This is a genomic window from Crystallibacter degradans (genome assembly GCF_012952295.1).
GTDB lineage: Bacteria > Actinomycetota > Actinomycetes > Actinomycetales > Micrococcaceae > Crystallibacter > Crystallibacter degradans.
In genome coordinates this window covers 764,411-776,546 of record NZ_JABBCH010000001.1, presented here as the reverse complement: position 1 = coordinate 776,546, position 12,136 = coordinate 764,411, and the positions used below count along the sequence as shown (strand labels likewise).

Below are 12,136 nucleotides of genomic sequence, written 5' to 3'. Positions count from 1 at the left end.
TCGCAATTGATTCGACAATGATTCTGAGCGAAGCTGGTTTTATGCCGAGTGATTCAACAAAATCCGGAAGTTACATGCGTCGGCCGAATAACGTTCGACACCCCGTATTGGATGAAACGGACCGCATCATCGTGCAGCTGCTGCAAGCCGATGCCCGCACCCCCAACAATGCCATTGCCGCTGCTGCCGGCATTGCGCCATCCACCTGCCACGGCCGGATCCGCTCGCTTCAGGAACGGGGCATCATCCGCGGCTTCCATGCCGATGTGGACCCCGCTGCCGTGGGACGTGGCCTGCAGGCGCTGATCTCCATCCGGCTGCAGGCCGATGCGCGGTCCAATCTGACCAGGTTTGAAAAGTATCTGGCAGGCTTGTCCGCCGTCGAGAGCATTTTCTTTGTTACCGGGGACCGGGACTTCATGATCCATGTCGCGGTGGCCGACTCCGAGGCGCTGCGGGAGCTCGTGGCCAACAACCTGAGCCTCAGGCCCGAAGTTGCCGGCACCAATACGACGGTGATCTTCGAATACGTCCGCCCGCCCGGCAGCTCCCTCGCACCCTGACCAGGCCAGCCCTCGCCGCCATCTATCCGACGTGCTGCCTCACCTTTGACTGCGACCCCGTGGTCTTGTTGACACGTCAATGAATCCACCTCTAAGATAGTTGAAGAATCAACCAACCGACAGAAGGTAATCATGTCCTGGTTTAAGAACCTATTCCGCTCGTCCAACGGCCGTCGCTCCGCCGAAACCCCTGTTGAGCAGACTCCCGCCCCTGAGGCAGCGGAGGTTGCCGCTCCGGCTCCGGTAGTCGAGGCCGCGCCTGCAGAGCGCGCCGCTGGCCTGCCCAGGATCGCCATCGTCACCGGAAGCACCCGCCCTGGCCGGGTGAACGGCTCCGTGGCCGAGTGGGTACTAGCGCAGACCGAAGGCCGTACCGACGCCGAATTCGAACTGGTGGACATCGCGGATTTCAACCTGCCGCTGCTGGATGAGCCGGCCCCCGCTATGTACCAGAGCTACCAGAACGAGCACACCGAGGCCTGGTCCGGGAAGATCGCCGGGTTTGACGGTTTCATCTTCGTGGCCAGCGAATACAACCACACCGTCGGGCCGGCGCTGACCAACGCCCTGTCCTTCCTGAATGTGGAGTTCAATAACAAGGCTGCCGGCATTGTGTCGTACGGTTCCATGGGCGGCGTCCGCTCCGCCGAGCACCTGCGCAACGTGCTCGCCGAACTGCAGATCGCCGTGGTCCGCAACCAGGTGATGTTCTCGCTCTTCACCGACTTCGAGAACTTCGCCGACTTCAAGCCGACCGAACAGAACGCCGGCACACTGACCCCCATGGTCGACCAACTGGTCCCGTGGGCCAAGGGCTTCACCACCATCCGCACCGAACTGCTGGCCGTCAGCGCCTGATCCAAGCCCAGCCGAGCAGAAACAGCTCCGCCCTGCAGTGCTTGTGAAGCGCGGCAGGGCGGAGCCGTTTAATGCACGACGGCGGGACCAGACTCGGGTGATTCCCCTTCAGGGCCGTGCCGCGAAGATTTCGGATACCGACAGGGTGAATGCCGGCGCGGCCGGCAACCAGTCCCGGACGAGGGTTACAGGTGGATCTTTACGTCCGCATCCGCACGCAGGTCCTTGACCAATGCCTGCGCTGCTTCGCCCTGCTTCTGGCCCTTCAGCTGCTCTTCGAGGGCTGGCTTGGCTTCCTCAAAGGACGGCAGCTCCCCGGCCTCGCCGCCCTGCTGCTTCATTTGTTCCTGCTGGGCCTTGGCCTGGTCGTAGGCCTTCTTCAACTCGTCTTCCGTGGGCTTGGTGTCCCCGGATTCTTCGGCAATGAGCGCTTCCACTCTTACCTGCTTCTCGATTTCGGACATGACTGTTTTCTCGTCCATGCCCTGGTCCTTCATGGCAGCCAGGAACTCGTCCTTGCTCTTGAGCTGGCTCGATTTCACCAGCTTGTCCAGAGTGGAATCCACTTCTTTCTTGGGTGCCTCGAGGCCGCGGTTGTCTGCTTCTTGCGTGAGCAAGAGCGAACTGATCATGCCTTCGACCGTCTGGTCTTTGAGCTGGTCTTGGTCAAGCTTCTGCCCGCTCATTTGCGACTGCATGGCAACTTGCTGGAACTGGCCTTCATAGGCGGCCACAAAGTCCTTCTTGGCGATCTTTTCGCCGTTGACTTCCGCCACGACGTCAGGAACGCCCTTGGTGTCCGGCTTGGGCATTTCCTGCGCCTCCGGATTCGCGCCTTCGGAGGCCTGGCCGCTTGGGGCGGGCGCTTCCTGCTGGGTGCTCGCGCTGTTCCCGCCTTCTCCGGCCGGGGCACTGCATGCGGTAACGGCGGAAATCGAGCCCGCCACGGCCAGGGCCAAAAGCCACTTCTTGCTGCTCATAAAGTCCTTTCCAATCAAGTTAACCACCGACGGTAACAGGCCCGGGCAAATCCATCTCCCAGCCGGCATTCAGGAACGGCCGGAAAGCCAGGTGTGGACGAGCTATACAATCCGTACCGGCCGGACCGCCGAATACAGCGCAGCGTCCGCCCTGCACACCCTTATTTTTCGGCCCGGACGCTGTTAATGTGGATGTACAGGCAGCCGTCGGTCATGGCCCGCCGGAATGGATCGAGCCGGAGCCAGGCGCGCGGCACCAGGAGGTAGTCATGCCATCAAAAGAAGAGATCCAGCAGGAACCGGGGGACCGGGAGCACGCTCTGGGCGTAACAGAGACGGACAAAGACACGGACGAAGACAGTGACCAGCCCCTCGACGAGGACCTGCCCACCGGACATCTGGAGGCCACCCCGGAGACGGACTGAGCCGAAATGAAGCTGCATATGAAGGTGCCCTGTACGTTTCGCGTACAAGGCACCTTTTTTCCTGGGAAACCGGTCAGGTGTTCATCCGTGTATCGCCACGGTGCCGGACCATATACGCAACCCCCAGTCCCGCCAGAACTACGCCGACAATGAAGTGCAGCCAGTTGGTCGCCATGTTGAAGGACAGGAAATTGGCCGCGGACTCCAGATTGATAATCAGGCCATAAATCCACATGGCCAGGTACAAGGCGCCTGCACCAAGCAGGAAGTCCTTGGCCCCGGCGGCCGTACGGCTCATGGCCCACCCCGCAGCACCGACCACGATATAGACGATGTTCAGCAGCATGGAGATCTGGAATGCGTTGAAGAGCATGGCCTCGGAACCGGCGGCGAATGCCAGCTGGTCATAAGCCATGGTGATGCCTGGAATGAATCCCAGGACGCCGAGAACAGTTAGAACAATGCCCGAGCCCATCGCAGCGTTTCGCACATTTCCACGTGAGACATGTGCATGATGCGCAGACGGTGAAGCGGTGGTCATTTTTCCTCCCAAAACTGTGAGTAACAATTTTCGCCGGACGCATACCCGGCTGTTGGTAGGGCGTATCTGACGGAGTACCAGCACTTAAATTCTACTGCTGCAGGGGTGCGAAGCATATGGAAAAGTTGCCGTCGGCAATAACGACGGCGGCTGCTCGGCAACGGTTCCACCGGTCACCGGCGGTGGCCAACCACCTGGAAGACGGTGGCGAACCAGATGGGCCATAAGTAGGCTGAGAATTACCAGTGCCGCGGCATCGGGTCCCGGCGCCAACGGCACGAAAGGGCATGCTCATGGAAACCTGCGATACCTGCGGCAATTCGTACGACAAGACCTTCACCATCACCAAGGGCGACAAGACCGGCACCTATGACAGTTTCGAATGCGCCATCCATGCTCTGGCCCCCACCTGCGAGCACTGCGGCTGCCGCATTCTGGGCCACGGCGTCGAGGCGGATGAGCGGATGTACTGCTGTGCACACTGTGCCGGGGAATCCGGACACCAGGAAGTGGCGGACCGCGCCTGAAGTCAACACCGGCAGGAGCCCGTCAGGTCTGCCGCTGTTCGGCCCGGCCCGCTGGTTGAAGAAGTTCGGCCCGGCCCGCTAGTTCGATCCGGCTGAGGACACCGCGGTCATGGTGGTTGTGGTGGTGGCAGCCGTGATCGCGGCGGAGATGGCGTCCTTGACCGCCTTGGATGCCCAGTCGCCGTCGGTAATTTCTTTCACCCGTTCCTTGGGGACCGGACCGAAACGCTTCTCCAGGATCTTCGTGGCATCCGCCAGAGCGATAACACTGGCGCTGAAGCCATCTGGCCGGAGACCGGACAGGACGTTGGCGATGCGTTCGCGCAGCTGCTGCTCCGGTACCGGATCGACTTCCGGGTATCTGACGGTGGGAAAGACCCACAGGATCCTGCCTTCCGCGCGGGCCACAATGTTCCGGGCGGCGAGCAGGTCGCCGACCAGCTGCCTGGGGGAGCGGCTGGCGAACTTCGTCACCCAGTGCTCGGTCTTATACGGTCTGCGGGCGGCGGTGATGACCTGAATGAAGGGCTTGTAAGCGCCAGAACCGTCGATGTCATAACCGGGCGTGGGAACGACCTTCCGGTCCTGGATGGTGATGGCGCCGGCCAGGGCCAGCTCGCTGAGGATTGCCCCGCCGAGCCCGTAGCCAAGCGTTGATCCGTCCAGCATCGCCTTGCCGTCCTCATCGCGCAGGCAAAGCAGCAGGAAGGCTTCGGGAACGCTCAGAGGAGAGGAAGCAACCGGTTCCTGGGGCATGGGGTCAGCTTAGTCGCTGACCCCCGAAATCGGGCGTAAAATCCGCACCTGCCGGCCTGAGGCTGGCAATCTTTCCGCGGGGCGGGACCAGCATGGCAAACTGTGCGTATGTCATCCAGCGTAGAGAACGAGGACATCCAGGAGAAGGCCGCCCATATCGGGATGCGCCTTGAGGACAAGTGGCAGAGCTGGCGTGAGCGCAGGGCCCGGGGGCGTGGCGATAATGTTGCCGTCCTGCCGTTCACCGGCTACGGGACCAATGGTTGGGTCCGCGTGCTGGGGCGCGTGGTGATGGCCAAGGAAGGCGCGTTCGAAAACGGGAAGGTTGCCTCGCAGATTCTGGCGGACGGCATCCGCGGCTGGCGCAACTTCATCAGTCCGCCCGTCGCCAACGCCAAAGTGGTCATTGGCATCAACGGCGAGCAGCATGAAGTCACAGCAGACCGTGGCGGCGTTGTCGATTCGCATGTGCCGGCTGACCTGCCGGAAGGCTGGACCACCGTGACGCTCAGCTGCGAGGGCTCCACCCCGGTGGAGGCCGCGGTCTACATCGTGCCCTCCGACATTAAGTTCGGAATCCTGTCCGACATTGACGATACCGTCATGGTCACCGCGCTGCCGCGGCCGTTCCTGGCGGCGTGGAACACCTTTGTGCTGGACGAGCATGCCCGCAACGCCACCCCGGGCATGGCTGTCATGCTCGAACGCGTCACCCGGGAGCATCCGGGGAGCCCGGTGCTGTACCTCTCCACCGGTGCCTGGAACGTAGCCCAGACACTCACGCGCTTCCTCTCGCGGAACCTGTACCCCGATGGCGCCCTGTTGCTCACTGACTGGGGGCCGACCCGCGAGCGGTGGTTCCGCAGCGGGATGGAGCACAAGACCAGCCAGCTGATGCGGCTGGCCCGCGAGTTCCCCGAGGTAAAATGGCTGCTCATTGGCGACGACGGGCAGCATGACGAGGCCATCTACGCGGGCTTCGCCCAGCGCTATCCGGAGCATGTTGCCGCGATTGCCATCCGCCAGCTGTCCGTCAGCGAGGCTGTGCTGGCTGGCGGGCGCTCGCAGGCCAAGCCGGTCAACGCCACCCCCGGCATTGACTGGATCTACGCTCCGGACGGTGCCGGGATCGCCGCCCAGCTGCATGAGCTCGGGATCATCAACGGCTCCTGAGAATGCAACAGCGGAGCCGGAATCGATCCGGCTCCGCTGGCGGTACTGCTATGTTGCGCGTTAGGCGCTGGCTGCCGCTTTGATGCGCTTCGGCGTCGTCGCTGGTGTTTCTTCCACGTCTTCCGGGCGCAGGACGTCGTCGATGATGGCACCGGCACCGGCCTCGTCCGTGTTCTCGGACAGGGCGAGTTCGGACACCAGGATCCGCCGGGCCTGTTCCAGCTGGCGCTTCTCGCCGGCAGGGGCGACGCCGGACTGCAGGCGGCGGGTCAGATCACGAACAACTTCGCTGATCTTGTAAACGTCCCCGTTGGTGATCTTTTCCTGGTTGGCCTTGAAACGGCGGGACCAGATTTCCTTCTCGGTGGAAACCGGGGTGCGCAGGATGCTGATGACCTTCTGCACGCCCTTCTTGCCGATCGGCTGGCGTGCGCCGAGGTCCTTGGCCTTGGCGGCGGGTACCTCGATCATCAGCCCGTCATGGTGTACGCGGAACTGCACGTACTTGGTGTCGGACTCGTTAAAGGAGCGGTTGGTAACGCCTGTTACGGTTACTGCGCCGTGCGGCGGGTAGACAAGACTGTCGCCTACGTTAAGCTTCATGAGAATAATGCCCTTTCATGCCATTATGGCAGATACTGCCACATTGGCAGGGGGTGGGCAAATGTGGGATATCCTAGAAGCTGGCCAGCGCCACGGGAAGTCCGGATGGGCACCGGAAGGGATGAAAGAGGCGAATGAAGGTCAAAACCGCGGAAACACGGGCGACAGAGGCCCATCAGAGTGCCGTTTCACCTGGTTTGAGAGAGCGCCGGAGGCTGCAAACCCGGGCGGAAATCACCGACGCGGCACTACGGCTGTTCGCGGAGGGCGGAGTCGCCAGCACCACTGTGGACGATATCGCCGCCACAGCCGGAGTCTCGGCACGGACCTTCTTCCGCTATTTCGCCACCAAGGAAGAAGCTGCTTTACCGGTTCACCAGGACTTTCATGAAGCCATCGCCGCGGGGCTGCCCTCGGTAGATCCGCAGGGCGATGTTCGCGACGAGGTGGACCGGCTTTACGCCCTGACCATCCTGCCCTACACCGACAATGATTCACCGGCTGCCCAGCGGATGCTGCAGGTCAGCCAACTGATCCGCAAGGAACCCTCGCTGCGTTCGGCACAGGTCCGGCAGACGGTGGAGCGGACCGAGGACCTGCTGGCTGCCCTGAGCGCAAAGTTCGGCCCCGAGCGGGCCGACCAGATGGAACTGCGGCTGGCCATCGACATTTCCGGAGCCGTGGCCCGCGCCGCGCTGGACACCTGGGTAGGCCTGCTGGAGGCAGGGAAAGCGGCGGACCTGGCCGAGATTTACGGCCAGGCGCGCGCCTTCGCACGTTAACGGCCAGGCTGTCAGCAAAACTGGCAGAATGACGATCATGCGAGCCGCCGAGAAAGCCCTCGACCTGCACATCACTATTGCCGGAACGGAACCGGCGATCTGGCGCGACCTGCGCGTGCCCGCCGCCATCACGCTCACCGATCTGCACAAGGTCATCCAGCGGGCGTTCGGCTGGGACAACCGGCACCTGCACATGTTCCGAAGCACCGATGCCGCGGGCCAGGAACGCCGGTTCGCCAGCAACGATGAAACAGTCATGGAACTGGAAACCGAGCAGGCAGCGGTCTTCACCCTTGAGGACGTGTTCAGCTCCAAGGGCACCGAGTTGGTTTACGAGTACGACTTCGGCGACAGCTGGCTGCACGAGATCAGCATCAGCGGCCATGCGGTAGCACCCGCAGGCCAGCTCTCTTGCATTGCCGGTGCCAACCGCGGTCCGGTGGAGGATTCCGGCGGAATCAGTGGCCACCGGGAGCTGTGCGAGATCCTGCTGGACCCGAACCACGAACGGCATGACGACCTGGCCAAGTGGTACTCCTGGGTTACCAACAAGCCTGCCGCACAGTTCGATCCGCAGGAATTCGACCTGGAGAAATGCAACCGGAGCCTCGCGCGGTTAAGTCCCCAACTCGGTGACGCGACGCCCACGCCTGAGGAAATGGCCGCCGTCGTACTTCCTGCAAAGTGGCTGCTGCAGCGGGTCGGCGCCGACGGGCTCGAGCTGACCAAGGACGGTTACCTCAAGCCCGCCGTGGTCGCCGAAGTGATGACCAGTCTCGGTTGGGAAAAGCGTTGGTACGGCAAGTTCAATCGGGAATCGCAGACGCTGCCGGTTTTGGACTTGCGTTCGGCGCTGCAGGAATGGGGCCTGCTGCGGAAATACAAGGGAAAGCTGGTGCGGACCCCTGCGGGGCGAAAAGCGTACGACGACGACGTCCGGCTCTGGAGCCACCTCGCCGACCGTTTCGCGAACCCGCGCACCCCGGCGGAGAAAATGGTCCGGAGGGTCCTCGTCCTTTGGCTGCTGGAGGACCGCGTGCCGTCTTACGACATGCTTGCTGAAGCCGTGACGCAGACCTTGATGAGCGTCGGATTCCGGATGCCGGACGGGGCCGCTATCCCCGAGCATGAGGGGCGGTATCTGTACAACGAATCGCGCCTCATGCTGGGCAGCCTCGGGGTTTTCGAGGAGGAAGATTATTTGCGCAGTTCCCCGTCGCCCAGCGAGGCCGGCATCAAATTCCTGTTGGAAGTCCAGCGGCGGCAGAATGAACAGCATGAAGACTGACACCGCAACGGGCGGGAAGCGGCTGAGCTGCAACGTCCCCATGCGCTGGGGCGACATGGATGCCTACGGGCACATCAACAATGTGGAGATCCTGCGCATTCTCGAGGAGGCGCGCATTCACGCCTTCGGGCCGCCGGCGGGTACCGGTGGACCGGGGCTGGACGTGGACCTGCCGGTCTTCTCCGACCTGCCTGAGGGAGCCCAGGCACTGGTGACCGAGCACCGGGTCAAGTATGTGCGGCCGCTGAACTACCGGAACATTCCGGCGCACGTAGAGGTCTGGGTCAGCGCGTTGAAGGCGGCCAGCCTGACCATCGCCTATGTCATTAGTGATCCGGTCACGCAGGACGAGTGCGTCCGGGCCGAAACAACGCTGGCGTTCTTCCACGAGGCGGATCAGCGGTTACTGCGTGTTACGCCGGAGCAGAGGTCCCGCCTGCGGCCGTTCGTGGGCGAAGCAAACTTCCGCTGACCAGCGGCTATGTCCGCGCCGGGCGACTCCGTGTACACTAGGTCACAGTTGTAGTGTTGCGCATGTACTAGGAACGGCGAACCCAAAGGGCTAGCCGTTTTTTCTGTAGAAGCGGACAATGGACACCGCGACTGGGGCTTCCCGAAGGCCGGGAACAGTCTCAAACAGAAGGATGCATAAAAATGGCAACAGGTACCGTCAAGTGGTTCAACGCTGAAAAGGGCTTCGGATTCATCCAGCCCGACGACGGCAGCGCAGATGTTTTCGCGCACTTTTCTGCGATCAATTCGGGTGGCTACCGGTCCCTCGAAGAGAACCAGAAGGTCAGCTTCGAAACCGAGCAGGGCCCCAAGGGACCCCAGGCAGTAAACATCACGGTCCTCTAAATAAGGATCTGAGGCTTTCGGGCCAGGAAACAGGGCGGATTTCCCGTCCTGTTTCTGTTTTAAGCAGCCGGATCGTGGCCGCCTTACAGCAACCCGCGCACTTCCGCCGTACCGGGGAACCGCCCTGAGTGTTGGACAGGCGCCTCGGTGCCGAGCAGACTGTCGGTATGGCGTCCGGTAAAGCTTTGCGAATCTTCACTGTCGGCCACGGCACCAGCAGCCGGGATGAACTGGCCGGACTACTGGCGGGGGCAGGCATCGAAGCCCTCGTTGACGTGCGGCGCTTTCCGGGCAGCCGCAAGCATCCGGACATGGGCAAGGATGCTCTGGCTAAATGGCTTCCCGACGCCGGTATCCACTACCGCTGGGAAGAGCAGTTGGGCGGCCGGCGAAGAATTCCTGCTGGCGAACCTGAACCGGACAGCTGGTGGAAGGTAGCCGCCTTCCGCGCCTACGCCGCCTACACCCGGACCCCTGAATTCGACGCAGGCCTGGAGCGGTTGCTGGAGTACGCGCCGTTGCAGGCGACCACCGTGATGTGCAGCGAAACTGTCTGGTGGCGTTGCCACCGGCGCCTCATCTCCGACGTCCTGGTCCTTCGGCACGGTGTGGAAGTGCTGCATTTGATGCCCGGCGGCAAGCTGACGCCGCACAAAGTGGCAGAAGGAGCCCGGCTAAACGGCAGTATTGTCCGTTGGGACGGGCCTGCCGAATAAGCGCCGCTCGACTGCGCGCATGAACGAACGCGAACGCGCCCGCGGTTTTGGCCGGAATGGCCGCAGATTGGGATGCCATTCCAGCCAAAACCGCGGACGCGTCCGGCAGGATCTTGAGTCTAGATATTGGTTACGCGTTGGTTACGCGAGGACGCTCAGCTTGGAGTCCTTGCGGCCGAAGAGTGCATGATCCACCGAAACGCGTCCCGGGCCCACCAGGGCAAGAGTCAGGGCGGCGGTGCCGAGGAGGAGCACCAGTTCGTAGCCGCCGTCCATGGCGAACACACCGGCCGGGGCGTGAACGAGGAACAAGGCGCCGAGCATGTTTACGAGCAGCAGGATGGCGACCGGGCGAGTCAGCAGGCCCAGGATCAGGGCGATGCCGCCGGCCAATTCGAGGGTGGCAACAACCGGAGCTGCGATCTCGGCGGCGGGAACGCCCATCTGGCCGAAGGAGGCCTGGGTTCCGGCGATGGTCCATTCGTTGAACTTCTGCCAACCGTGGGCGGTAAAGAGGAAGCCGAGGACAACGCGGAGGACAGTGCGGGCGGTATTGGTCAAAGCGATTTTGTTCATGATGTTTTCACCGTTTCTTATGGTCAAAGTATCGGCCGTCGGGAACGAGCGATAAGCATCAATTGATTGACGCTTCAATAAAAGAGTGGCAGAAAAACACTTGAAGTGTCAAGTCAGGCTTTGTCGACCCGGGTCGCCGGGCTCCAGTGCCGCCGTCGTAATCACGCTGTTCGGTCCTGGCTGTTTCCGAACATCGTCCAGCTTGCCCTGCTACAGTCCGCTTCGGATGCAGTTCGAGAACCAAGGATGAGATGACCAGCACAGCACGTAATGTTCAGGGTTTCGCCGCGGAATGGTGGGGCAGGATCGCCGCGGGCTTCCAGCAGGGACCCGCGCTGGACGCGCCGGCGATAGAGCTGTTTCTCATTCTGTTGGCGGCCTTGATGCTTTCCGTGCCGCGACCCATGTGGCGGTACTTCGGGTTGTTCGTCACCGTAGTCCACGAGTTGGGACACGCGTTCGCGGCGCTGACCACCGGGCGGATTGTCAGGGGCATCCACCTGCGCTTTGACCATTCCGGGGCGATGATCAGCCGCGGCTCGGGGAAGGCCGCCGCGGCCTGGACGGGGTTCTGGGGCTATCCGGTTCCCGCCGTTGTCGGGGCCGCACTGGTGTGGGCTGCTTTCAATGGCTGGTCCTCGCTGGCGCTGTCCGTGAGTGCGGTTCTGCTGCTGGTGACCCTGTTGTTCATCCGGAATGTCCAAGGGGCGGTCATCGCCGTCGGACTTGCGATCGTGTCCGAACTGATGGTGTTTTTCGCGCCGCCCGCGTTCCTCGGGCATGCGACATTGGCCATCGGGATTGCGCTGTTGGTCGGGGCGGTCCGCGACTGGCTGAACGTCGTGAGCGTCCACACACGCCGCCGCCAGCTCCTGGGCAACTCGGATGCCTACATTTTGTCCCGGCGCACGGGCCTTCCGTCCGGTGTGTGGCTGGCCGGTTTTGCCCTGGTGATTGCCGTTTCCTGCGCCGTGGCGGCGGGGGCGGCTTGGTCCGCCGTCGGGCCGATGGCTTTGCCCTTCTGATGGGTGTGATGGGTCAAGTAGCCGTCCACCCGCCCCGGCGGACAGCTACTTGACCGGCTAGGAAAGTCCAGGGCCCCGGATTGGTCAGCGAGGCTGTGCGGGGTTGGACGGATCCCCCTGCGACGGGGGATTGACAGGCGGCCCGGACGTAGCCGGCGATACGGGCGACCCGGTCTGATGCCGGGTCACTTCCGGCAGATCCTGTGCCACTGAACCGCTGGGTTCTGCGCCGTTCCGCAATGCCTCGATCCGTTTTTCGAGGACCTGGGTGACCGGCAGGCGGTTGCCATGCTCGCGCTCGTAGGCCAGCAAGGTGCTCACACCCTCCTCGTCCAGCGCCGTAATCCGTGTTGGCAACGTGCCGAGGGGGATATGGTCATAGTCGGGCAAGGGGAGTTCGTCATGCTTGGGGGAGTCGTTCATACTTCCTCCTGACTCGTCGAGACCGGAATGAATCCTTCCCCG

The 12,136-nt window shown here is 62.6% G+C and carries 17 protein-coding genes; 11 read left to right on the top strand and 6 right to left on the bottom strand.

Going from position 1 to position 12,136, the window contains the following annotated elements; translation table 11 throughout:
- The first annotated feature begins 107 nt into the window (after positions 1 to 107).
- A complete protein-coding gene (locus HGO92_RS03665; protein WP_240974352.1) occupies positions 108 to 563 on the top strand; it encodes an Lrp/AsnC family transcriptional regulator in 456 nt (151 codons plus the stop codon).
- A gap of 132 nt (positions 564 to 695) precedes the next feature.
- On the top strand, positions 696 to 1,421 hold the full coding sequence (locus HGO92_RS03660) for an NADPH-dependent FMN reductase (protein WP_346768835.1): 726 nt from the start codon (positions 696 to 698) through the stop codon (positions 1,419 to 1,421).
- Positions 1,422 to 1,606: 185 nt separating this feature from the next.
- Here HGO92_RS03660 and HGO92_RS03655 read toward each other — a convergent pair whose 3' ends face one another.
- Positions 1,607 to 2,401: a SurA N-terminal domain-containing protein gene (locus HGO92_RS03655; protein WP_169991885.1), complete on the bottom strand. Its 795-nt coding sequence runs from the start codon at positions 2,399 to 2,401 to the stop codon at positions 1,607 to 1,609.
- A gap of 269 nt (positions 2,402 to 2,670) precedes the next feature.
- On the opposite strand from HGO92_RS03655, the gene HGO92_RS03650 reads away from it, so the two are divergent.
- A complete protein-coding gene (locus HGO92_RS03650) occupies positions 2,671 to 2,826 on the top strand; it encodes a hypothetical protein (RefSeq protein ID WP_169991883.1) in 156 nt (51 codons plus the stop codon).
- 73 nt (positions 2,827 to 2,899) lie between these two features.
- Here HGO92_RS03650 and HGO92_RS03645 read toward each other — a convergent pair whose 3' ends face one another.
- A complete protein-coding gene (locus tag HGO92_RS03645) occupies positions 2,900 to 3,367 on the bottom strand; it encodes a DUF4383 domain-containing protein (protein WP_169991882.1) in 468 nt (155 codons plus the stop codon).
- A 293-nt stretch (positions 3,368 to 3,660) separates the two neighbouring features.
- Between HGO92_RS03645 and HGO92_RS03640 the strand changes: the two genes are divergently transcribed.
- On the top strand, positions 3,661 to 3,894 hold the full coding sequence (locus HGO92_RS03640) for a metallothionein (RefSeq protein ID WP_169991880.1): 234 nt from the start codon (positions 3,661 to 3,663) through the stop codon (positions 3,892 to 3,894).
- A gap of 78 nt (positions 3,895 to 3,972) precedes the next feature.
- Here the strand turns inward: HGO92_RS03640 and HGO92_RS03635 are convergent, their stop codons facing one another.
- Positions 3,973 to 4,650 carry a GOLPH3/VPS74 family protein gene (locus tag HGO92_RS03635; protein WP_169991878.1) on the bottom strand — a complete coding sequence of 226 codons (678 nt, stop codon included), beginning with the start codon at positions 4,648 to 4,650 and terminating at the stop codon, positions 3,973 to 3,975.
- A gap of 108 nt (positions 4,651 to 4,758) precedes the next feature.
- Between HGO92_RS03635 and HGO92_RS03630 the strand changes: the two genes are divergently transcribed.
- Positions 4,759 to 5,823 (top strand): App1 family protein phosphatidate phosphatase, encoded by a 1,065-nt coding sequence (locus HGO92_RS03630; protein WP_169991876.1) that lies wholly within the window; start codon positions 4,759 to 4,761, stop codon positions 5,821 to 5,823.
- A 60-nt stretch (positions 5,824 to 5,883) separates the two neighbouring features.
- Here the strand turns inward: HGO92_RS03630 and HGO92_RS03625 are convergent, their stop codons facing one another.
- Complete coding sequence (locus tag HGO92_RS03625; RefSeq protein WP_169991874.1) at positions 5,884 to 6,426, bottom strand: CarD family transcriptional regulator; 543 nt, start codon at positions 6,424 to 6,426, stop codon at positions 5,884 to 5,886.
- 134 nt (positions 6,427 to 6,560) lie between these two features.
- Between HGO92_RS03625 and HGO92_RS03620 the strand changes: the two genes are divergently transcribed.
- The 5 genes from HGO92_RS03620 to HGO92_RS03600 all read left to right on the top strand — a co-directional run bounded on the left by HGO92_RS03620 (position 6,561) and on the right by HGO92_RS03600 (position 10,070).
- Positions 6,561 to 7,208 carry a TetR family transcriptional regulator gene (locus HGO92_RS03620; protein ID WP_169991872.1) on the top strand — a complete coding sequence of 216 codons (648 nt, stop codon included), beginning with the start codon at positions 6,561 to 6,563 and terminating at the stop codon, positions 7,206 to 7,208.
- Between the two features lie 28 nt (positions 7,209 to 7,236).
- Positions 7,237 to 8,496 (top strand): plasmid pRiA4b ORF-3 family protein, encoded by a 1,260-nt coding sequence (locus tag HGO92_RS03615; RefSeq protein WP_169991870.1) that lies wholly within the window; start codon positions 7,237 to 7,239, stop codon positions 8,494 to 8,496.
- Entirely contained in the window at positions 8,486 to 8,968 is a 483-nt protein-coding gene (locus HGO92_RS03610) for an acyl-CoA thioesterase (protein WP_240974351.1), read from the top strand. The genes HGO92_RS03615 and HGO92_RS03610 overlap by 11 nt, the downstream gene beginning before the upstream one ends.
- Positions 8,969 to 9,150: 182 nt before the next feature.
- Complete coding sequence (locus HGO92_RS03605; protein WP_074699652.1) at positions 9,151 to 9,354, top strand: cold-shock protein; 204 nt, start codon at positions 9,151 to 9,153, stop codon at positions 9,352 to 9,354.
- A 167-nt stretch (positions 9,355 to 9,521) separates the two neighbouring features.
- Positions 9,522 to 10,070 carry a DUF488 domain-containing protein gene (locus tag HGO92_RS03600; RefSeq protein WP_169991868.1) on the top strand — a complete coding sequence of 183 codons (549 nt, stop codon included), beginning with the start codon at positions 9,522 to 9,524 and terminating at the stop codon, positions 10,068 to 10,070.
- A gap of 141 nt (positions 10,071 to 10,211) precedes the next feature.
- On the opposite strand, the gene HGO92_RS03595 is transcribed toward HGO92_RS03600, so the two are convergent.
- Entirely contained in the window at positions 10,212 to 10,646 is a 435-nt protein-coding gene (locus HGO92_RS03595) for a DoxX family protein (RefSeq protein WP_169991866.1), read from the bottom strand.
- 251 nt (positions 10,647 to 10,897) lie between these two features.
- Between HGO92_RS03595 and HGO92_RS03590 the strand changes: the two genes are divergently transcribed.
- Entirely contained in the window at positions 10,898 to 11,671 is a 774-nt protein-coding gene (locus HGO92_RS03590) for a M50 family metallopeptidase (protein WP_169991864.1), read from the top strand.
- Positions 11,672 to 11,755: 84 nt separating this feature from the next.
- Here HGO92_RS03590 and HGO92_RS03585 read toward each other — a convergent pair whose 3' ends face one another.
- Positions 11,756 to 12,094, bottom strand: coding sequence for a DUF8129 domain-containing protein (locus HGO92_RS03585; protein ID WP_169991862.1), 339 nt, complete (start codon positions 12,092 to 12,094; stop codon positions 11,756 to 11,758).
- Positions 12,095 to 12,136: the final 42 nt, after the last annotated feature.

Excerpts from the sequence above, each read along its gene's own strand:
- HGO92_RS03660 (WP_346768835.1), top strand. The coding sequence starts at position 696 with ATGTCCTGGTTTAAGAACCTATTCCGCTCGTCCAACGGCCGTCGCTCC.
- HGO92_RS03655 (WP_169991885.1), bottom strand. The coding sequence starts at position 2,401 with ATGAGCAGCAAGAAGTGGCTTTTGGCCCTGGCCGTGGCGGGCTCGATT.
- HGO92_RS03650 (WP_169991883.1), top strand. The coding sequence starts at position 2,671 with ATGCCATCAAAAGAAGAGATCCAGCAGGAACCGGGGGACCGGGAGCAC.
- HGO92_RS03645 (WP_169991882.1), bottom strand. The coding sequence starts at position 3,367 with ATGACCACCGCTTCACCGTCTGCGCATCATGCACATGTCTCACGTGGA.
- HGO92_RS03640 (WP_169991880.1), top strand. The coding sequence starts at position 3,661 with ATGGAAACCTGCGATACCTGCGGCAATTCGTACGACAAGACCTTCACC.
- HGO92_RS03635 (WP_169991878.1), bottom strand. The coding sequence starts at position 4,650 with ATGCCCCAGGAACCGGTTGCTTCCTCTCCTCTGAGCGTTCCCGAAGCC.
- HGO92_RS03630 (WP_169991876.1), top strand. The coding sequence starts at position 4,759 with ATGTCATCCAGCGTAGAGAACGAGGACATCCAGGAGAAGGCCGCCCAT.
- HGO92_RS03625 (WP_169991874.1), bottom strand. The coding sequence starts at position 6,426 with ATGAAGCTTAACGTAGGCGACAGTCTTGTCTACCCGCCGCACGGCGCA.
- HGO92_RS03620 (WP_169991872.1), top strand. The coding sequence starts at position 6,561 with ATGAAGGTCAAAACCGCGGAAACACGGGCGACAGAGGCCCATCAGAGT.
- HGO92_RS03615 (WP_169991870.1), top strand. The coding sequence starts at position 7,237 with ATGACGATCATGCGAGCCGCCGAGAAAGCCCTCGACCTGCACATCACT.
- HGO92_RS03610 (WP_240974351.1), top strand. The coding sequence starts at position 8,486 with ATGAAGACTGACACCGCAACGGGCGGGAAGCGGCTGAGCTGCAACGTC.
- HGO92_RS03605 (WP_074699652.1), top strand. The coding sequence starts at position 9,151 with ATGGCAACAGGTACCGTCAAGTGGTTCAACGCTGAAAAGGGCTTCGGA.
- HGO92_RS03600 (WP_169991868.1), top strand. The coding sequence starts at position 9,522 with ATGGCGTCCGGTAAAGCTTTGCGAATCTTCACTGTCGGCCACGGCACC.
- HGO92_RS03595 (WP_169991866.1), bottom strand. The coding sequence starts at position 10,646 with ATGAACAAAATCGCTTTGACCAATACCGCCCGCACTGTCCTCCGCGTT.
- HGO92_RS03590 (WP_169991864.1), top strand. The coding sequence starts at position 10,898 with ATGACCAGCACAGCACGTAATGTTCAGGGTTTCGCCGCGGAATGGTGG.
- HGO92_RS03585 (WP_169991862.1), bottom strand. The coding sequence starts at position 12,094 with ATGAACGACTCCCCCAAGCATGACGAACTCCCCTTGCCCGACTATGAC.